The organism is Actinomadura physcomitrii (assembly GCF_008923205.2).
Taxonomy (GTDB): Bacteria; Actinomycetota; Actinomycetes; order Streptosporangiales; family Streptosporangiaceae; genus Spirillospora; species Spirillospora physcomitrii.
Window position 1 is genome coordinate 135,672 of the sequence record NZ_WBMS02000002.1, and the last position, 18,330, is coordinate 154,001.

Genomic DNA, 18,330 nt, shown 5'->3' on the forward strand with positions numbered 1-18,330 from the left:
GCCGTCCGGACGCGCGGCATCGACCTTGGTCGGTATCCCGCGCGCCCCCGGCCCGGCACGCTCGGCGGTATGAACGACCCGAAGTCCTACGACGGCCTGTCCTCCTTCGTGTTCATGCTCGGCGTGTACGCGGGCGTCGTACCGTTCGTCAGCAAGCTGTTCGGCTGGGAACCGGACGGCCCGAAACGGCTCCTCATCGTCGCCGGACGGCTGCCGTCCCCCGCCTGGTGGCTAGTGTCGCTCCTAGCGGTCGTTGTCGCGTTCGCGCTGCTCTGCTGGATCGACTCGGCGAAGAAGCGCCGCTTCCCCGGCAGTTGAGTTGTGGGGGGGGGGGGGGGGGGTGGGGGGGGGGCGCCACCCCCCCCAACCCACACACAAACGCACGCGGGGGGCCCCGCCCCGCCCCGCGGCTGTGTTGGTGGGGGTGGGGGGGTGCCGCCCCCCCCCACCCCCCCCCCCCCCCCCACAACTCAACGATGGCCCGGCTGCGCGCCACCCAGTGCCCGGCCGGGGCGCGCCGCACGTACAGGTTCGGGACGACGCGCCCTCAGCGGACTGGCTGGCGGAGGATCGTGCGCGCCCTCGTCTGGTCCGGCTCGTTCGGATCGGACAGGTAGATCTCGTGGTGCAGGCCGTTCACCGCGAGTCCCTCCGCCTTCATCAGCGCGTCCATCTCGGCGAGGCTCGCGGGCTCGTCCGCGTACGGGCCGCGGTGCAGCATCTGCACGCACCGGCCCGCGGTGAAGGTGACGCGCTGGACGCGCGCCGCCGCCGGCACGCCCCGCCTGACGTCCGTGACGGCGCTCTCGATCGCGCCGGCCTCGTCCGGGAGCCGCAGGAACAGGTGCCACCACCACTCCTCGCGCGGCACCTCGAACGGGGACCGCTCGTCCTCCACCCACCAGCGGCCCTCCAGCGGCACCATCGGCGCGCCGAGCGCCCCCATCACCGCGTACAGCGCGCCGACGCTCGCCCCGTACGCGGCGCCGCCCGGCTCGCCGCGTCCGGTGACCGACAGCCCCGTCACCGGGCCGAACTCCGCGATCTCCGGCTTCTCCGCCGCCTCGTACCAGCTCATCGGACATCCTCCAGTCGGATCAGCACCCGGGTCTCCAGGCGCTCGGGCGGCGTGCTGCCCGGATCGTTCAGGTAGACCTCCCGGACCGGCCCCGCGGGCGCGTGCGCGCGGTCGCCGAACCAGGCCAGCACGCCGTGGACGGTGAGCGCGATCTCCTCGTACGGGCCGGTGTGCAGCGCCTGCGCGAACGGGCCGCCGGGCAGGACGTCCTCGCCGGACGGCGACTCCAGCGCCACCCGCACCTCGAACTCGTCGGCCATGTCCAGCGGGAACAGCCCGACCAGGCTCGGCGGCCCCTCGGCCGCCGCGAGGAGGCGCGCCACGCAGGCCCCGGTCGCCGCGGCGATGCTCGCCGGGGTCGCCGCCTCGCTCGCGACCCGGACCCGCCGGGCCGGCTCCTCGACGACCGACACGACCGTCTCCGGCAGACCGTCGGCCAGCACCCGGTCGAGGAGCCGCAGGGCGCGGCGGCGCCGCGCCACGTCCGCCTCCAGCCGATCCCGCGCGTCCCGCAGCGCCGCCGCCCCCTGACCCGCGAGGACGCGCGCGACCGCGGGCAGCGGGACGTCCAGCTCCCGCAGCATCCCGATCATCAGCGCGTCCCGCGCCTGTTCGGGCCGGTAGTACCGGTAGCCCGACGACGGGTCGACCCACGCCGGGGCGAGAAGGCCCAGGTCGTCGTAGTGCCGCAGCTGCTTGACGCTCAACCGGCACAGCCGCGCGAACCGCCCGATGGGCAGGAGATCGTTGCTCACACCCCCACCCTGGCGTCTCCCACAGTGGGAGAGTCCACTAGGGCCGCGCCGACAGCCCCGTGCAGGCGCGCAGGCCGTTCCACCGCTTCACCTCGGCGGCCGCCGCAGCGCCCGTCATAGGGATCGGCAGCCCGCCGCTGATCAGCGCCGGCTTCCACTTCGCCTTCGTGACCTTCCGGCCCTCCACCCGCAGCAGCAGCACCCCGGACTTCGCCGTCGCGCCGTGCGCCGACGAGAACACGAAATTGCCCATGCCGTAATGGACGTACCGGCCCTGCAGATACCCGCCGCCGAGCGGGACGTGCGCATGCCCGCCCACCACGATGTCGGCGCCCGCGCCGATGAGCGCCTTCGCCAGCTCCTGCTGGCGCGGCAGCGGGCACGCCTTCAGCTCCTGCCCCCAGTGCAGATACACGATGACCAGGTCGGAGCCCTTCCGCGCGTCCTTCACCGCCTGCACCATCCGCGGCACGTCCTTCGCCGACGCGAGCCCGCCCTTGGCGCCCGTCGCCGTCCACGCCGAGACGAGGTTGTCGTCGAGCACCTGCGTCGCGCCGATGATCGCGATCCGGTTGCCCTTCACCGTCGTCCGGTACGCCTTGTACGCCTCGTCCGCGTTACGGCCGATGCCGACGATCGGGAAGCCGCTGCGCTTCATCGCGGCGAGCGAGTCGCGCAGGCCCTCCTCCATGTAGTCCATGCCGTGGTTGTTCGCCATCGACGCCACATCGACGCCGGCGCGGCGCAGCGCGGTCAGCGCCGACGGCGGCGCCCGGAACGTGAACTCCTTGCCGGGCGCCGGGGTGCCGCCCGTCGTGATCGCCGTCTCCAGGTTCACCATCGCGAGGTCGGCGGCGCGCAGCGTCGACGCTACCGGCCCGAGCGCGGTGGACGCGTGCGCCAGCCGCGACCGCAACTGCCCCTCGAAGTGCGTGTCCCCGCCGAACGCGATGACGATCGGCTGCGGCGCCGCCTTCGCCGGCGCCGGCCCCTTCGGCTTCGCCGGCGCCGTGGACGCGGGCGGCGTCGCCCCCTGCGCCTTCGACCCGTCGCCGCCGCCGCACGCGGACACGCCCGCGGCGATCAGCACGCCCACGGCCGCCACGGCTGAAACGCGCATGGGAGACCTCCCCGTCTTGATCGGCCAAGCATGGCACGACCAGGACAATCACCCACCAACCACCCCCGACCACATCCGGCCCGGCGGACGTTCCCAGAGGGCGCAGACCACCGCCCTTTCACCCCGGTCCCGGGCGTGCGGTGCGGCTAGGCTCTGAGCAGGTGCAGGCCCCTTTTCCAGGAGACCCGAGATGCCCCTTCCCTCGTGGGCAGCGGACCCATCGAGCCTGCTGATCACCGAGGAGGAGTACCGGGCCCTGCCGTCCGAGGTGTGCAAGTCCATCGAGGTCGTGGACGGCTGCGTCATCTTCCGCGAATCGCCGTCGGTCGAACGCCAGCGCGTCCTGCGAAATCTCACCTGCGCATTGATGGACGCGCGTCCAGGCAATGGTCCCCGCATCACCGTCGTACCCGGCGTCGACATGTACTTCGTCGAACAGAACCCCCATGCCGGTGGCAAGGGCCGGCGGTTCACCATGCGCCGCCCCGATATCAGCGTCCTGTTCTGCGTCGAGAGAGGCACCAAGCCGACGAGCGCCGACGTCCTCACCGCCGTGGAGATCACCGGCCTCGGCAGCGGGCAGCGCGACTTCCAGGACAAGAAGGCGGAGTACGCGGGGCAGCGGATCTCCGTCTACCTCATAGTCGTCCTCGACGCGGAGTCCTCAACAACAAAGCAACTCCATTACGAGAAAATGGCGCCCCCCGCGAGAACAGGACAGAATGGAGTTCGGCCCCACAGGAGGAGTGTCTGCACATGGGCGACCGCACGGCCTTCCGCACCTGTCCCCTCTGCGAGGCCCTCTGCGGGCTCGAGCTGACCCTCGACGACGCCGGCGCGGTGACGCGCGTACGCGGCGACAAGGACGACCCGTTCAGCAAGGGGTTCCTGTGCCCGAAGGGCGCGACGCTCGGCGTGCTCGACGGCGACCCCGACCGGCTGCAGGAGGCGCTCGTCCGCGCCGGCGAGACCCACAGGACCGCCGGCTGGGACGAGGCGTTCGAGACCGTCCGGCGGGAGCTGGCGAGCGTCATCGACCGGTACGGGCGCGACGCGGTGGCCGTCTACATCGGCAACCCGACGGCGCACTCGGTGGCGGGCCCGCTGTACGCGTCGGCGGTCGTGAAGGCGCTCGGCACCCGCAACCTGTACACGGCGAGCACCGCCGACCAGATGCCGAAGCACGTGAGCTGCGGGCACATGTTCGGCGACCCGCTCGCCATCCCGGTGCCGGACCTCGACCGGACCGGGCACCTGCTGATGCTGGGCGCCAACCCGCTGGAGTCGAACGGGAGCCTCGCGTCGGCGCCGGACTTCCCCGGCCGGCTGAAGGCGATCCGGGAGCGCGGCGGCAAGGTCGTCGTGATCGACCCGCGCCGCACGCGGACGGCGGCGCTCGCCGACGAGCACCTGTTCATCCGCCCGGGGACGGACGCGTTCCTGCTGATGGGGCTCGTCCACACGCTGTTCGCCGAGGACCTCGTCAGGCTGCGCCTCGACGGCCTGGTGAACGGCCTGGACGACCTGCGCGCCCTCGCCGTCGACTTCGCGCCCGAGCGCGTCGCGCCCGCCACCGGCATTCCCGCCGAGACGATCCGCCGGACCGCGCGCGAGCTGGCCGCCGCCGACCGCGCCGCCGTCTACGGGCGCATCGGCACGTGCACGCAGGCGTTCGGGACGCTCAACAGCTGGCTCGTGGACGTCCTGAACGTGCTGACCGGCAACCTGGACCGGCCCGGCGGCGCGATGTTCCCGCGTCCCGCGCACGCCCCCGTGTACCGGCGCAGGAAGCCGTTCACCACGGGCCGGTGGCGCAGCCGCGTCCGGGACCTGCCCGAGGTCAACGGCGAGTTCCCGGTCGCGACGCTGGCCGACGAGATCGAGACCCCCGGCGACGGCCGGATCCGGGCGCTGGTCACCATCGGCGGGAACCCGGCGCTGTCCGCGCCGAACGCCGCCCGGCTCGACCGCGCGCTCGCCGGCCTCGACTTCATGGTGAGCGTCGACCCGTACCTGAACGAGACGACCCGGCACGCGCACGTGATCCTGCCTCCGCCGCGCCCGGCGCAGACCCCGCACTACGACATCTCGCTGACCGGCCTCGCCGTCCGCGACTATGCGCGCTACTCGCCGCCGGCCGTCCCGCTGCCGGACGGGCGGCCGAGCGAGTCCGACCTCCTCGCCCGACTCGCGCTCGCCGCGTCCGGCACGGACGGCGACCCCGGCGCCCTCGACGAGACGATCATCTCGTCGACGCTGCGGAAGGCCGCCGAGCTGCCCGGCTCGCCGGTGCACGGCCGCGAGGCCGGCGAACTGCGCAAGATGCTGGCCGAAAGCGGCACCCTCACCGAGCAGCGGCTCGACATGATGCTGCGGCTCGGCCCCTACGGCGACGGCTTCGGCGCGGACCCGTCCGGGCTGACCCTGACCCGGCTGCGCACCGAGCACCCCCACGGCCTCGACCTCGGCGCCCTCAAGCCCCGCATCGACGAGGTGCTGTGCACGACGTCCGGACGCGTCGAGCTGTGCCCGTCCACCTGCGCCGCCGACGTCGACCGCCTGCACACCGCGCTGCGCGCGCACCGCCCGGCGGACTTCGTGCTGATCGGGCGGCGGCACCTGCGCTCCAACAACAGCTGGCTGCACAACGTCCCCGCACTGGTGCGCGGCTCCAACACCTGCACGCTCCAGCTCAACACCGCCGACGCGGCCCGCCTCGGCGTATCCGCGGGTGACACCGTCCGGGTCGCGTCCCGCACCGGCTCCGTCGACGCCGTCGCCGAGCCGACCGACACGATCATGGCGGGCGTCGTCAGCCTCCCGCACGGCTGGGGGCACGACCGCCCCGGCACCCGCACCGCCGTCGCCCGCGAGCACGCCGGCGTGAACGTGAACGCCGTCACCGACGAGCAGGAGATCGACCCCCTGTCCGGCAACGCCGTCTTCAACGGCGTCCCCGTAACCCTGCTAGCCCAGGGGGCAACCCCCTGAAACCCCCGTCACCGTGTTAGCCCAGGGGGCAACCCCCTGAAACCCCCCGTCACCGTGTTAGCCCAGGGGGCAACCCCCTGAAACCCCCCGTCACCGTGTTAGCCCAGGGGGGCGACCCCCTGGAACCCCCCGTCACGACCGGCAGGCTGTTTCCCCGCTCCGCTGGCGCTCCGCGGCGAAACAGCCTGTCGGTCGACGGGCGCGCCCGCTGCACTCGCTAGCGCTCGCTCCGCGTGCGCGCCCGCGTTACCCCAGGGCAGCGGGCCCCTGGAGCCACCACTCGCGACGGACAAGGCGTTCATCGCTCGGCGTGCGCGCGCGCTGGCGGAGCGTGTTTAGGGTCGGTGCGTCCAGGTAGGTATCCCTCGCCGCGGGCGGCTCAGGCCGCCTCGAACGTCACATGGGGGATCGACTAACCTCGCAATCAGCGTCCCATTACGGCCGTCTCTAACCAGTGGGCCGGACGGAACCGATGGGTCCGGGCGGCTGCCTCGGGCGGGCCGCCCGCACGCACCCGAGGGAGGGGACATGAACCGGCGGTCGAGCAACATCTTCCGGCGCGGGTCGCGGGCGCAGGCGTCGCAGCGGCTGGCGGACGCGACGGAGACCCTTGAGCGCGCGCGCGGCCTCGACCGCACCATCCGGGTGCTGTCCACCGCCGTGCGGAGGACGCTCCGTCCCGGCCCCTTGAAGGACACCCTGCACGGCGTCCCGTTCGGGCACCCCGCGCACACACCGCTCACCGACGTGCCGATCGGCTGCTGGATGTCGTCGGCGCTCCTCGACCTCATGCCGGGCACCGCGCGCGCCTCCCAGACCCTCGTCGCCGCCGGGCTCGCCGGGGCCGTCCCGACGGTCCTCACCGGTATCGCCGACTGGTCGGCGCTGCACCGCGAGCAGCAGCGCGTGGGGCTGGTGCACGCGTCCGCGACCGCCACCGCGAGCATGCTGTACGCGGCGTCGCTCACCGCCCGCTACCAGGGACGGGACGGCGCCGGGAAGGCGTTCGGGTTCGCCGGGCTGACCGTGCTGCTCGGCGGCACCTACCTCGGCGGGCACCTGGCGTTCCGGCAGGCGGCGGGCGCGAGCCACGCCGACCAGACCTCCCATCTCGTCGCCACCGGCTGGCACGACCTGTGCGCCGCCGAGGACCTGCCCGATGGCTGGCCGGTGCAACGCCGGCTCGGCTACATCAGCCTGTTCGTCCTGCGCGAGGGCGACGAGATCAACGTCCTGACCGACCGGTGCAGCCACCTCGCCGGCCCGCTCCACCAGGGCCGCGTCACGACCGACGACAACGCCGAGACCTGCATCGTGTGCCCGTGGCACGGCAGCACCTTCCGGGTCCGCGACGGCTCCGTCGTGCACGGCCCGGCGACCGCCCGCCAGCCCCACTTCGAGACGCGCGTGACGGACGGTGTCGTCCAGGTCCGCCCCGTGGGCTGACCAGCGCTTTCTGCCCATCTGCGACGGTTCGCGAGCCCTCGTTCGGGGTATATCTCGAATATACGTTCGACGATCGGAGGTTCGCGCCGATGAAGGGCGACAGGGTCGAGATCGTGATCGACGCCGGCGGCGAGGGAACGCGGACGTACGAGGTGGTCGCCGCGCGGGCGGGCCGCCGCGTGGAGGTCGCGACCCGGCGCGGCGTGGTGGAGGTCAGCGAGGTCACCCGCACCGGCACCCCGGTCCGCACGGCCCGGTTCATGGCCAGCCGCGTGCTGGCCCTCGTCGAGTACCCGAACAGCGACACCCACCCCGACGACCCCACCCCACCCGCCTGAACCCTCAACTACCGCAATAGATTTACTATCGCCACCACACCGACGACGACGATGACGCCGCGTAGGACCAGGGGCGGGATGCGGCGGCCCACCTTGGCGCCGATGAAGCCGCCGACGGTGGAGCCCGCCGCGATGAGCAGGACCGCCCACCAGTTGATGCCGGTGTCGCCCCACAGCCAGGTGGCGATGAAGATGAGCGCCGCGGTGCCGTTGACGATGGCGGACAGCACGTTCTTGCTCGCGTTGAGCCGCTGGAGGTCGTCGTCCAGCATGATGCCGAGCAGCGCGATCAGCACGATGCCCTGGGCGGCGCCGAAGTAGCCGCCGTACATGCCGGCGAGGAGCACGCCGAGCCACAGCAGCGGCCCGCCGTGCGGGTGGCCGCCGCCGTCCTCGCGACGGCGCCGGATCCAGCCCTGGAGCCGCGGCTGCACGACCACGAGCACCAGCGCGATGACGATCAGGATCGGGACGATGAACTTGAACGCGGCGGCGGGCAGGCCGAGCAGCAGCAGCGCGCCGATCACCGCGCCGGTCAGCGACGCGCTGCCGAGCCGCAGCAGCCGGGCGCGCTGCCCCTTCAACTCGGCGCGGTACCCGTAGGCGCCGGTCACGCCGCCGGGGACGAGGCCGATGTTGTTGGACACGTTCGCCACGACGGGCACGTAGCCGAGCGCGACCAGGGTCGGGAACGTGATCAGGGAGCCGGACCCGACGACGGTGTTGATGCCTCCGGCGGCGACCCCGGCCGCGAACACGGCGGCCGCGTCCAGCAGGTTCAAAAGGGTCCCATCTCGGCGCTAGCGGTTGGCAACGGCGCTCATGATGGTAGGGACAGTGCAGCTCAGGACGGCAATGGGGGTGCCCGTTGCGTGGTGGTCGGCCGGTAACGGCGGGCCGGCGGCGATCAGCGGACGGCGCGCGCGTACCAGCGCCCGCCCTGCCGTTCGATGGTGAGCGGCAGGCCGAAGCAGGCCGTCAGGTGCTCGGCGGTGAACACCTCGTCGACCTTGCCCTGCGCGACGATCTCGCCCTTGCGCAGCAGCAGCGCGTGGGTGAAGCCGTCGGGGACCTCCTCGACGTGGTGGGTGACCATCGCCATCGTCGGTGAGGTGGGGTCGTCGGCGAGGGCGGCGAGCCGGGAGACGAGGTCCTCGCGGCCGCCGAGGTCGAGGCCGGCGGCGGGCTCGTCCAGCAGCAGCAGCTCCGGGTCGGGCATCAGCGCGCGGGCGATCTGCACGCGCTTGCGCTCGCCCTCGGACAGGGTGGTGAACGTCCGGCTCATCAGCTCGGCGCAGCCGAGCTGGTCGAGCAGGGCGACGGCGCGGCTGACGTCGGTGGAGTCGTACTCCTCCTGCCAGCGGCCGAGGATCGCGTAGGAGGCGGTCAGCACCAGGTCGATGACCTTCTCGCCGGCGGGGACCTTCTCGGCGAGCGCGGTGCTGGCGAGGCCGATGCGGGGCCGCAGCTCGAAGACGTCGGTGCGGCCGAGCTCCTCCTCCAGGATCTCCACCGAGCCCTCGGTGGGGTGCATCATCGCGGCGGCGATCTGCAGCAGCGTCGTCTTGCCCGCCCCGTTGGGGCCGACGACGACCCACCGCTCGCCCTCGTTCACCGTCCACGTGACATCGCGCAGCAGGGCCGAGCCCCCGCGCCTGACCCCGACTCCGCGGAGCTGAAGTACCTCGCCGGCCATCGCGCGCCTTCGTCCCCATTCCCGGTGATCCCACCGGTCCCGGTCCGGACCGGTCCGTTGTCCAGGAAAGAACCTATGCGATGCCGGGCCTCCGCCGCCCCCCGGCTCCCCGCGGAGGCGGGCCGTCCGGCCGGCGCCGGAAGGCAGGAACGTCGTGCGGGCCCGATGGCACCGGCGATCCGAGCGCTTATGGTGGATCGCATGTCCATTGGGGAGTGTCGGGCGCGATGAGCTCGGACGGGATGAGCAGGGACGTGGCGACCGCGCTGGTCGCGTGGGGCAATGCGTGGCTGACCGGCAGCGTCGGCCTGGACGAGGCGGTGGACGCGGTCGAGAAGGCGGCGGGCCCGCAGATCCTCGGCGGGGAGCCCGCCGAGGTGACGCTGCGCCGCGGGCTCGGCGACCTGCGCGTCGGCGGGCTGACCGCGCTGCGGCTGGCGCTGCCCGAGCCGGGCGACCCGCTGGGGCTGACGGGTCCCGCCGAGTTCAACCGGTCCGCGATCGACGCGGGCGCGGCGGTCGTCGCGCTGCTCGGCGACCGGGCGATCGGGCTGGTCCCGGAGGAGGACCGGCGCGGCTCGTCCTATGTCGGGGTGCGGTGGACGACGCACGACGCGTCCGCGAACCCGCCGGACGTGCCGGGCCTGGCGGACGCCGACCGGCAGCTGACGCTGGCGATGCGGGACGCGACGGAAGCGCTGCTGGCGGTGGACGACGTGTCCGGGGTGCCGCCGGAGATCGCGGACGCGCTGGTCGACCTGCGCGATCCGCACCGCGGCGACCATCCGCTGGCGCCCGGGTACCCGCCGCGCGCGCACCGGGTGGCGGCGCTGGCGGGCCGGCTGGCCCTCGTCGTGGACCTGGCGCGGCGGATGGACGAGCGCGGCCTCACCGCCGACCAGATGCGCCGCCGGAGCGAGGCGCTGCGGCTGCTCGACCGGGCGGTGCGGCGGGCGCGGGTCGCGGCGTGCAACAGCGCGTTCGATCCCGTCCCGTAGGCGCCCGTTCCGGCGCGGTGATGAGAACGTGCCAAAAGGGAAAGCGGGACGTCCCCGCAGGGACGCCCCGCTTCACCGCGCCGCGCGTGTTCAGCTGCGGACGACGAGGGTGTTGCAGATCTTGTCGGCGAAGGTCTGCCTGCGCTCGTCCCACAGCGGCCAGAGGTAGCCGAGGTAGCACACCGCACCGTCGAGGATGTGCGCGAGCTTGCGGGCGACGGCCATGCCGAAGCCGATCGGCTGACCGGTCTGCGCGCCGATCAGCCGGGTGCCCATCTGGCGCTTGCCGATGGACTGGCCGGTGGTGCCCTCCTGGTAGCAGATCCACAGGAAGACGCCGATCCAGATGGCGATGCCGATGATCATGAACAGCGCGCCGAGGACGGCCGCGCCGCTGCCCGCGCTTGCCAGCAGGTTGCCCAGCAGCCAGAGCACGAAGAACGGGACGATGGCGATCAGGTAGTCGATGATGAAGCTACCGGCACGCGAGCCCCACTGCGCCAGCTGGCCGGTCGAGCCGTAGTGGTGGTGGTGCACCTCCTGGTACGCCGGCTGCGCCGGGGCGGGCGCCGGCTGGGCGCCGTAGGCGGGCGGCGCGGCGGGCGGCTGGCCGTAGCCCGGCTGCGCCGCAGGCTGGCCGTAGCCCGGCTGCGCGGGGGGCTGGCCGTAGCCCGGCTGCGCCGGAGGCTGACCGTAGCCCGGCTGCGCCGGAGGCTGACCGTAACCGGGCTGGGCCGGGGGCTGGCCGTAACCGGGCTGCTGTTGCCCGTACCCGGGCTGCTGTTGCCCGTAGCCCGGCTGCTGACCGTACGGGTCGTAGGGGTTACCCACACTTGCTCCTTATTGATTGACCCTGTGGATGTGTGACGCCCGCCGGACCCGGAGGGCTCCGCAAGTCTGACCGACGATCGACCGCGGCTCAAACCCGCAGAACACCGAACCGGACGAGCTGCCACAGCTCCGACCCGATGAGGGCGGCGCCGAGCATTCGGGCACGGGTCTTCGGCTGGAGTGCCCACCACCGTGCTCCCAGCCCCAGGGGGGCGAGGGCGACGGCGGCCGCACCGGTCAGGGCCAGCGGGTTCGCGAGCGCGCCGCGGACCGGATGGCCCCCGCCCGACTCGATGAACACGGTGGTCCCCCCGCACAGGGGACACGGGAGACCGGTGAGCGCCCGCAGGGGGCAGAGCACGCCGGGGTCGTGGAAACGGTGGACGCATGAAGCGGCGACGGCCGCAACGGCCATCGCCGCAACGCGCAGCAGCACACCTTGTGGGCCGTGCCGCGCTGCGGTGAGAGTCCGGCTGGCGAGCCGGCCGAGCGCACCGTCCGGTGCACCGGCGGCCGCCGCCCCGGGCGCTCCCCCCAACGAATCCTCCGCCTCGAAGACAAACGGCTGAGTGACCCGTATACCGGGTTCACCCGGAGGCGGGTCAAGTGCGGGCCACGATCCGCGACGCGACCGTTACCGAGGGCACGCTGAGACCACCTCGGGAGCAAGACTAGGACAAACAGCCAGCTATGCGGGCAGACTTCAGGGTTACGGCCGCCACGAATCACGTCGCGAGCAGCAGGGAAACGCGACGGACGGGCGGCTACCGGCGGCCGCTGACGCGGCCGCGCGGGGGTCAGGACTGCGCCGCCGCGCCGACGGTAAGGGGGCCGCTCGCGTCGGAGTGGTACTCCGCCTCGACGACGTCCGCCACCACCGCGGTGATGTTGTCGGGGCCGCCGTTGGCCCGCGCCTCCTCGATCAGCGCGGCGACGGCGCGCTGCGGGTCCGCCTCCGCGGACAGCAGCTCGTAGATCCGCTGCGCCTCGACCGGGCCGCACAGGCCGTCCGAGCAGAGCAGGTAGCGGTCGCCGAGCCGCGCCTCGCGCAGCCGCAGGTCGGGCTCGCGGTCGTCCCGCCCGTCCAGCACCCGGTACAGCACGTGCGACAGCCGCGACGTCTCGGCGGGGTCGGCGGTCTGGCCCGCCTGCTCCGCCTCCGCCTTCAGCAGCTCGTCCATCGTGTGGTCCTGGGTCATCTGGAACAGCTCGCCGTCGCGCAGCAGGTAGCCGCGGGAGTCGCCGATGTGCGCCAGGGCCACCGACTCGCCCGACCACAGCATCGCGGTGAGCGTGGTGCCCATCCGGCTCAGGTCGGGCCGCTCCTCGCGGACGATGCGCAACTTCTCGTTGGCCTCGGCGACCGCGCGGCCGAGGCTCTCGACCAGATCGTCACCATGGGCGCCGGTGTCCAGCGAGCGCAGCGAGTCGATGACGGTCGAGCTCGCGACCTCGCCGCCCGCATAGCCGCCCATGCCGTCCGCGACCGCGATCAACCGTGCACCGGCGTAGCCCGAGTCCTCGTTGTTCTCTCGGTTGCACCCGATGTCACTGCCTGCTGCGTACCTGATTGCTACGTTCATACCGATTTCGATGACGATCCTGTCAGAGGAGTTGTATCACTCACGAGCGGCCTCCCCGGCCCGGTCCGCGCCATCCCGGCCGGCACCGTCCCGGGCGCTGCCGTCCCGCCCGATGCCGTGCCGGACGGCGTAGAGCGCCGCCTGCGTCCGATCCTGCACTCCCAGTTTCATGAGCAGATTACTGACGTGCGTCTTGACCGTCTTCTCCGAGACCACGAGCGCGCGGGCGATCTCCCGGTTGGACCTGCCGCGCGCGATGTGCACGAGCACCTCCCGTTCCCGTTCGGTGAGCGCGCCGAGGCCGCGGCCGGCCGGCTCGCGCCCCGAGTCCGCGCGCACCATCGCCTCCGCCGCGTCCGGCGCGAACAGCACATGCCCGTCGTGCACCGCCCTGATCGCCTGGACGAGGGCGCGCGGGTCCACGTCCTTGTACAGGTAGCCGGCCGCGCCCGCCTGCACCGCCGGCAGCACGTGCCCGCGCTCGGTGACGCTGGTCAGGATCAGCACCCGCGCCCCCACCCCTCGAGCCCGCAACTCCGTCAGCGCGGTCACGCCGTCGGCGCCCGGCATCTTGAGGTCCATCAGCACGATATCGGGCTTCAGCGATTCGGCCAGCGTCACCGCCGACGTGCCGTCCGCGGCCTCGCCGACCACCTCGATGTCGTCCTGGATGCCGAGGAACGTGCGCAGCCCCTGCCGGACGACCGGATGGTCGTCGGCGATCAGCACCCGGATCGGCGGCGCGGGCGGCGGCGTCACAGCGGCACCTCCAGCCGGACCGTCGTGCCGCGCCCCGGGCCCGCGTCGATGGCGAACGTCCCGCCGATCGAGCACGCCCGGTCGCGCATGGACGCCAGGCCGAGCCCGCCCTGCTGGTCGCCGTCGGACGCCGCGAACCCCGTCCCGTCGTCGGCGACCTCCAGCACGGCGCTGCCGTCCAGCACGCGCAGGCTCACCTCGACCGTCCGCGCCCCGGCGTGTCGCAGCGCGTTGTAGACGGCCTCCTGCGCGATCCGCAGCACGGCCGCCTCCTGTTCGTCCGGCAGGACGACCGGTTCGGCGGCGGTGAACCGGACGGCGGTCTCGTGCGCCCGGTCCAGCACCTCGGCGTGCTTGCGCAGCGACGCGACGAGCCCGTCGGCGAGGTCGGCGGGGCGCAGCTCGAAGATGACCGCGCGCAGCTCGGCGAGCGCGTCGGCGGCGAGCCGCTCCACCTGCTCCAGCTCCTCCACGGTCCGCTTGGGGTCGCGCTCGGCGAGCGCGGCCGCGGTGCGCGCCGTCAGCCGCAGCGAGAACAGCTTCTGCGCGACGGCGTCGTGCAGCTCGCGGGCCAGCCGGCTGCGCTCGGCGACGACCGTCAGCTCGCGGTTGTGCTCGTACAGCCGGGCGTTGGTGATCGCGATCGCGGCGTGCGCGGCGAACAGCGCGAGCAGGTCCTGGTCGTCCTGCGTGAACCCGCCGGGCCGCTTCTTGTTCGCCAGGAAGATGATGCCGAGGACGTCCTCCCCGTCCTTGATCGGCACGCCGAGGAAGTCCTTCAGCACCGGATGCGCGACGGGCCAGCCCTCGAACTCCGGCTCGCGGCGGATGTCGGCCAGCCGCTTCGGCGTGTCGCCGCGCAGCATCGCCGCGAGCATGCCGTGCTGGCGGGGCAGCGGGCCGATCCGCTCCCAGTCCTCGTCGGACACGCCCTCGACCACGAACTCGGCGAACGACCCCTCGTCGTCGGGCACGCCGAGCGCCGCGTAGCGGGCGTCCAGCAGCCGCGCCGCGGCCCGGACGATCACCTGCAGCACCTCGTGGACCGACAGGTGGCGGGTGACGGCGAGCACGGCGGAGCTCACCGCGTGCAGGGTCGCGCCCTGTCCGGCTCCGAGCCCTTCCGCCTCGCCCATTCCGGCCCCTCGCCTCCCCCCTCACGCGCCGTTCATGGCGCACATGTGAAGACCGTACTCGGTTTTGCCCCCGGCCCTCCGGACGCGGGCACCGGCGAAGGGGGCCGTCGGTCCTACGACCATTTGCGGAGCGGGCCCGGGGGCCGATGGCCGATGCCGGACCGCGGCCCGATTCCTAGCGTCGAAGGCATGAAGACGGCCGCTGGAAAGACAGCATTGATCACCGGAGGGTCCCGGGGGCTCGGGCGGGCGCTGGCCCGCGCGCTCGCCGCGGACGGCTGGACGCTCGTCATCGACGGCCGGGACGCGGCCGCGCTGGGGACGGCGGCCCGCGAGATCGGCGGCGACGTCACCGCGGTCCCCGGGGACGTCGCCGACGCAGCGCACCGCGCCGACCTCGCCCGCGCCGTGTCCGGCGGGCTCGACCTGCTCGTCAACAACGCGAGCACCCTCGGCACGACGCCGCTGCCGCGGCTCGCCGACCAGCCCGTCGCCGACCTCGCCGCGACGTACGCGACGAACGTCCTCGCGCCGCTCGCGCTGATCCAGGCCGTCCTGCCGGCGCTGCGGGACCGGCAGGGCGCGATCCTCAACGTCACCTCGGACGCGGCGGTCGAGAACTACGAGACGTGGGGCGGCTACGGGTCGTCGAAGGCGGCGCTGGAGCAGCTGTCGAACGTGCTCGCGGCGGAGGAGCCGTACATCCGTGTCTGGTGGGCGGACCCGGGGGAGATGCGCACCGACATGCTGCGCGCCGCCGGCGAGGACGCCGACGCCGCGCCGCCGCCCGAGGAGGCCGCCGCCGCGTTCCACCGGCTCATCGACGGCCGTCCCGCCAGCGGCCGGTACCGCGCCGCCGACCTGACGGCCACACGATGACCACCGTGATCGAACCGGACGAGGCCGCCGCCGGGGAACGGCCGCGCCAGGGGGTGATGGGCCGCGGGCACCGGGTCGCGACCCTCGGGATCGTCCTCGTCGTCACCTTCCTGGCGTTCGAGTCGATGTCCGTCGGGACCGTCATGCCCGCCGTCGCGAAGGACCTCGACGGGCTGCCGCTGTACGCGTGGGGGTTCAGCGCGACGCTGATCGCGAGCCTGCTGTCCATCGTGCTGGCGGGCGGCTGGGTCGACCGGTACGGCCCGGCCCGCCCGTTCATGATCGGCCTCGCGGTGTTCGTCGCCGGGCTCGCCGTCGCCGGGACCGCGCCGACCATGTGGCTGTTCGTCGCCGGGCGCGCGATCCAGGGCCTCGGCTCCGGCGTCCCGATGGTCGCGCTCTACGTCGTGATCGCCCGCGTCTACCCCGAGCACCTGCGATCCCGAGTGTTCGCCGCGCTGTCGGCGGCATGGGTGCTGCCGTCGCTGATCGGCCCCGCCGTCGGCGGCGCCGTCGCCCAGCACCTCGGCTGGCGCTGGGTGTTCCTCGGCCTGATCCCGCTGGTCGTCCCGCCCGCGCTGCTGCTCACACCGACGCTGCGCGGCGTCCGCCGCTCCGGCGCCGCGCCGGACGGCCCCGGCCGCGCCCGCTACACGGCCGCCATCGCCGCCGCCGGAGGCGCCGGCCTCCTGCTCTACGGCCTCGGACGCACCGGCTGGACCATGGCCCCCGCCGCCCTGGCCGGCCTCGCCGGCCTCGGCTACGGGCTCCCCCGGCTGCTGCCCGCCGGAACCCTCCGGATGCGCCGCGGGCTGCCGAGCGTCGTCGCCGTCCGCGCGCTGCTGTCCGGCGCGTTCTTCGGCGCCGACTCCTTCATCCCGCTGACCCTCACCTCCCTGCACGGGTTCAGCGCCACCACGGCCGGGATCGTGCTGACCGTCGGCGGGCTCGGCTGGTCCGCCGCGTCCCAGATCCAGGGCCGCTCCACGCGGCCCCGCGAGTTCTTCGCGCTGCTCGGCGCGGTGCTCGTCACCGCCGGGATCGTCGCCGTCACCTTCGCGCTCCAGCTGTCCGGCTGGGCCGCCGTGCCCGCCTGGATCGTCGGCGGCGCCGGCATGGGCTTCGCCATCGGCAGCCTCAGCGTCCTGCTGCTCGACCTGTCCCCCGAGGACGAGCAGGGCGTCAACTCCTCCGCCCTGCAGATCGCCGACACCCTCGGCTCGTCCCTCGTCGTCGGCGCCGCGGGCGCGCTCGTCACCGGCTTCGGCACCGGCCGCCTCCACCTGGGGCTCGCCGCCGCCGGGACCATGTTCGCCGCGATCGCCGCCGCCGGCGTCGTCGCCGCACTCCGCCTGGAGGCCCGGAAATGACCGACATCATCGACTTCACCCTGCCGCCGGACCTCGAGGCGCACGAACCCCCCGAGGCCCGCGGCCGCACCCGCGACGGCGTCCGCCTCCTCACCGGACGGCGCGCCACCGGCGAGGTCTCCCACCACGAGTTCCGCGACCTGCCGGCGCTCCTCGACCCCGGCGACCTCCTCGTCGTCAACACCTCCGCCACGCTGCCCGCCGCCGTCCGCCTCGACCGCATCAGCGTCCACTTCTCCACCCCGCTGCCCGGCGCCGGCGAGCGCGACTGGATCGTCGAACTCCGCCGCCCGTCCGGCAAGGCGAGCCTCCCCTACGGCGGCGGCAGCCCCGGCGAATGGATCCCGATGCCCGGCGGCGCCACCCTCACCCTCATCGGCCGCCGCACCGACCGGCTCTGGCAGGCCCGCCTCAGCACCGACGTCGTCCCCTACCTGCGCCGCCACGGCGTCCCCATCCGCTACGGATACGTCCGCCGCGACTGGCCCACCGCCGCCTACCAGACCGCGTTCGCCCACGACCGCTCGGCGGGCGGCGCCGAGATGCCCAGCGCCGCCCGTCCCTTCACGCCCGAACTCGTCACCCGCCTGGTCTCCCGCGGCGTCCTGCTCGCCCCGATCACCCTGCACACCGGCGTCGCGTCCCCCGAAGCCCACGAACCCCCGTACGCCGAACGCTACGAGGTGCCCGCCGCCACCGCCGCGCTCGTCACCCACGTCCGCTCCCACGGCGGACGGGTCATCGCCGTCGGCACCACCGCCGTCCGCGCCCTGGAGACCGCCGTGGACGCCTCCGGACACGTCCAGGCCTCCTCAGGATGGACCGAGCACGTCGTCACGCCCGAACGCGGCGTCCGCGCCGTCGACGGCCTCCTCACCGGCCTCCACGAGCCCAACTCGTCGCACCTGATGATGCTCACCGCCATAGCGGGCCGCGACCTCCTCGCCGCCACCTACCGGGCCGCCCTCGACGAGGGCTACCTGTGGCACGAGTTCGGCGACCTCAACCTCCTGCTCCCGTAGAGACCAGCACAGATGCGCGGGGATCCCCTCGCTGTCGAACGGCTGATCGATGACATGGACGCGCCGCCCCACCGGCTCGCCCCGCCCCGCGGCCAACTCCGGCCGAACGGACCCCGCCGTAAGCCCCGCCCGCCCCGCAACCCCGAGCATCGTGTCGGCGTCGAACGCCCCGGTCAGCGCGATGTCGAACTGCTCGGGATCCAGACGCCCCAACAGCGCCTCGACCACGCCCCGGTCCACCGCACGCGCGCGCCGCGCGGATGAGGTTCTCGAACGCGTCCGCCGCACCCTCAGGATCGTCGCCCCACGCGAGGAAGGACTCCTCGAC

General features: G+C 73.6%; 19 protein-coding genes. 9 read left to right on the plus strand and 10 right to left on the minus strand.

Translation table 11 applies throughout. The features are described 5' to 3' along the window. Window positions 1–69: 69 nt before the first annotated feature. Window positions 70–318 carry a hypothetical protein gene (locus tag F8568_RS02660; protein ID WP_151590986.1) on the plus strand — a complete coding sequence of 83 codons (249 nt, stop codon included), beginning with the start codon at window positions 70–72 and terminating at the stop codon, window positions 316–318. Window positions 319–547: 229 nt separating this feature from the next. On the opposite strand, the gene F8568_RS02665 is transcribed toward F8568_RS02660, so the two are convergent. From F8568_RS02665 to F8568_RS02675, 3 genes are read right to left on the minus strand one after another with little or no spacing between them, the layout of a single operon-like run. Continuing rightward, entirely contained in the window at window positions 548–1,078 is a 531-nt protein-coding gene (locus F8568_RS02665) for a GyrI-like domain-containing protein (protein WP_151590988.1), read from the minus strand. After that, window positions 1,075–1,833 carry a MerR family transcriptional regulator gene (locus F8568_RS02670; protein ID WP_151590990.1) on the minus strand — a complete coding sequence of 253 codons (759 nt, stop codon included), beginning with the start codon at window positions 1,831–1,833 and terminating at the stop codon, window positions 1,075–1,077. Before F8568_RS02670 ends, F8568_RS02665 begins: the two co-directional genes overlap by 4 nt. A gap of 37 nt (window positions 1,834–1,870) precedes the next feature. Beyond that, window positions 1,871–2,953: a CapA family protein gene (locus F8568_RS02675; RefSeq protein WP_151590992.1), complete on the minus strand. Its 1,083-nt coding sequence runs from the start codon at window positions 2,951–2,953 to the stop codon at window positions 1,871–1,873. A gap of 190 nt (window positions 2,954–3,143) precedes the next feature. Between F8568_RS02675 and F8568_RS02680 the strand changes: the two genes are divergently transcribed. From F8568_RS02680 to F8568_RS02695, 4 genes are all read left to right on the plus strand, one after another. Next, window positions 3,144–3,773, plus strand: a complete 630-nt coding sequence (locus tag F8568_RS02680) for a Uma2 family endonuclease (RefSeq protein WP_151590994.1) — start codon at window positions 3,144–3,146, stop codon at window positions 3,771–3,773. Continuing rightward, the gene (locus F8568_RS02685; protein WP_151590996.1) at window positions 3,710–5,944 is read left to right on the plus strand and encodes a molybdopterin-dependent oxidoreductase; all 2,235 of its coding nucleotides are present in this window, start codon (window positions 3,710–3,712) and stop codon (window positions 5,942–5,944) included. The genes F8568_RS02680 and F8568_RS02685 overlap by 64 nt, the downstream gene beginning before the upstream one ends. A 528-nt stretch (window positions 5,945–6,472) precedes the next feature. After that, window positions 6,473–7,390 carry a Rieske (2Fe-2S) protein gene (locus F8568_RS02690; RefSeq protein WP_151590998.1) on the plus strand — a complete coding sequence of 306 codons (918 nt, stop codon included), beginning with the start codon at window positions 6,473–6,475 and terminating at the stop codon, window positions 7,388–7,390. Between the two features lie 89 nt (window positions 7,391–7,479). After that, window positions 7,480–7,728, plus strand: coding sequence for a hypothetical protein (locus tag F8568_RS02695; RefSeq protein ID WP_151591000.1), 249 nt, complete (start codon window positions 7,480–7,482; stop codon window positions 7,726–7,728). A gap of 8 nt (window positions 7,729–7,736) precedes the next feature. Here the strand turns inward: F8568_RS02695 and F8568_RS02700 are convergent, their stop codons facing one another. After that, on the minus strand, window positions 7,737–8,510 hold the full coding sequence (locus tag F8568_RS02700; RefSeq protein WP_151591002.1) for a sulfite exporter TauE/SafE family protein: 774 nt from the start codon (window positions 8,508–8,510) through the stop codon (window positions 7,737–7,739). Window positions 8,511–8,635: 125 nt separating this feature from the next. Then, window positions 8,636–9,424, minus strand: coding sequence for an ABC transporter ATP-binding protein (locus F8568_RS02705; protein WP_151591005.1), 789 nt, complete (start codon window positions 9,422–9,424; stop codon window positions 8,636–8,638). A gap of 227 nt (window positions 9,425–9,651) precedes the next feature. Between F8568_RS02705 and F8568_RS02710 the strand changes: the two genes are divergently transcribed. Continuing rightward, window positions 9,652–10,422, plus strand: a complete 771-nt coding sequence (locus F8568_RS02710; protein ID WP_236008303.1) for a hypothetical protein — start codon at window positions 9,652–9,654, stop codon at window positions 10,420–10,422. A gap of 90 nt (window positions 10,423–10,512) precedes the next feature. On the opposite strand, the gene F8568_RS50155 is transcribed toward F8568_RS02710, so the two are convergent. From F8568_RS50155 to F8568_RS02735, 5 genes are all read right to left on the minus strand, one after another. Beyond that, window positions 10,513–11,253: an RDD family protein gene (locus tag F8568_RS50155; RefSeq protein WP_151591009.1), complete on the minus strand. Its 741-nt coding sequence runs from the start codon at window positions 11,251–11,253 to the stop codon at window positions 10,513–10,515. Window positions 11,254–11,341: 88 nt separating this feature from the next. After that, a complete protein-coding gene (locus tag F8568_RS02720) occupies window positions 11,342–11,668 on the minus strand; it encodes a DUF2752 domain-containing protein (protein ID WP_151591436.1) in 327 nt (108 codons plus the stop codon). A gap of 382 nt (window positions 11,669–12,050) precedes the next feature. Next, window positions 12,051–12,836, minus strand: a complete 786-nt coding sequence (locus F8568_RS02725; protein ID WP_151591011.1) for a PP2C family protein-serine/threonine phosphatase — start codon at window positions 12,834–12,836, stop codon at window positions 12,051–12,053. A 36-nt stretch (window positions 12,837–12,872) separates the two neighbouring features. Continuing rightward, window positions 12,873–13,595 (minus strand): response regulator transcription factor, encoded by a 723-nt coding sequence (locus F8568_RS02730; RefSeq protein ID WP_328600696.1) that lies wholly within the window; start codon window positions 13,593–13,595, stop codon window positions 12,873–12,875. Beyond that, window positions 13,592–14,731 carry a GAF domain-containing sensor histidine kinase gene (locus F8568_RS02735; protein ID WP_151591013.1) on the minus strand — a complete coding sequence of 380 codons (1,140 nt, stop codon included), beginning with the start codon at window positions 14,729–14,731 and terminating at the stop codon, window positions 13,592–13,594. The genes F8568_RS02730 and F8568_RS02735 overlap by 4 nt, the downstream gene beginning before the upstream one ends. Window positions 14,732–14,920: 189 nt before the next feature. On the opposite strand from F8568_RS02735, the gene F8568_RS02740 reads away from it, so the two are divergent. Genes F8568_RS02740 through F8568_RS02750 form a run of 3 tightly spaced genes read left to right on the plus strand, consistent with a single transcriptional unit; the run spans window position 14,921 to window position 18,002 of the window. Next, on the plus strand, window positions 14,921–15,610 hold the full coding sequence (locus tag F8568_RS02740) for an SDR family oxidoreductase (RefSeq protein WP_151591015.1): 690 nt from the start codon (window positions 14,921–14,923) through the stop codon (window positions 15,608–15,610). Beyond that, a complete protein-coding gene (locus F8568_RS02745; protein ID WP_151591017.1) occupies window positions 15,607–16,980 on the plus strand; it encodes an MFS transporter in 1,374 nt (457 codons plus the stop codon). Before F8568_RS02740 ends, F8568_RS02745 begins: the two co-directional genes overlap by 4 nt. Next, on the plus strand, window positions 16,977–18,002 hold the full coding sequence (locus F8568_RS02750; protein ID WP_151591019.1) for an S-adenosylmethionine:tRNA ribosyltransferase-isomerase: 1,026 nt from the start codon (window positions 16,977–16,979) through the stop codon (window positions 18,000–18,002). The genes F8568_RS02745 and F8568_RS02750 overlap by 4 nt, the downstream gene beginning before the upstream one ends. Window positions 18,003–18,330: the final 328 nt, after the last annotated feature.

Bases quoted from the DNA above. Each gene is read 5' to 3' on its own strand.
- F8568_RS02680 (WP_151590994.1), top strand. From the start codon at position 3,144: ATGCCCCTTCCCTCGTGGGCAGCGGACCCATCGAGCCTGCTGATCACC.
- F8568_RS02690 (WP_151590998.1), top strand. From the start codon at position 6,473: ATGAACCGGCGGTCGAGCAACATCTTCCGGCGCGGGTCGCGGGCGCAG.
- F8568_RS02750 (WP_151591019.1), top strand. From the start codon at position 16,977: ATGACCGACATCATCGACTTCACCCTGCCGCCGGACCTCGAGGCGCAC.
- F8568_RS02745 (WP_151591017.1), top strand. From the start codon at position 15,607: ATGACCACCGTGATCGAACCGGACGAGGCCGCCGCCGGGGAACGGCCG.
- F8568_RS02740 (WP_151591015.1), top strand. From the start codon at position 14,921: ATGAAGACGGCCGCTGGAAAGACAGCATTGATCACCGGAGGGTCCCGG.
- F8568_RS02720 (WP_151591436.1), bottom strand. From the start codon at position 11,668: ATGGCCGTTGCGGCCGTCGCCGCTTCATGCGTCCACCGTTTCCACGAC.
- F8568_RS02695 (WP_151591000.1), top strand. From the start codon at position 7,480: ATGAAGGGCGACAGGGTCGAGATCGTGATCGACGCCGGCGGCGAGGGA.
- F8568_RS02660 (WP_151590986.1), top strand. From the start codon at position 70: ATGAACGACCCGAAGTCCTACGACGGCCTGTCCTCCTTCGTGTTCATG.
- F8568_RS02685 (WP_151590996.1), top strand. From the start codon at position 3,710: ATGGGCGACCGCACGGCCTTCCGCACCTGTCCCCTCTGCGAGGCCCTC.
- F8568_RS02705 (WP_151591005.1), bottom strand. From the start codon at position 9,424: ATGGCCGGCGAGGTACTTCAGCTCCGCGGAGTCGGGGTCAGGCGCGGG.
- F8568_RS02710 (WP_236008303.1), top strand. From the start codon at position 9,652: ATGAGCTCGGACGGGATGAGCAGGGACGTGGCGACCGCGCTGGTCGCG.
- F8568_RS02675 (WP_151590992.1), bottom strand. From the start codon at position 2,953: ATGCGCGTTTCAGCCGTGGCGGCCGTGGGCGTGCTGATCGCCGCGGGC.
- F8568_RS02665 (WP_151590988.1), bottom strand. From the start codon at position 1,078: ATGAGCTGGTACGAGGCGGCGGAGAAGCCGGAGATCGCGGAGTTCGGC.
- F8568_RS02735 (WP_151591013.1), bottom strand. From the start codon at position 14,731: ATGGGCGAGGCGGAAGGGCTCGGAGCCGGACAGGGCGCGACCCTGCAC.
- F8568_RS02725 (WP_151591011.1), bottom strand. From the start codon at position 12,836: ATGAACGTAGCAATCAGGTACGCAGCAGGCAGTGACATCGGGTGCAAC.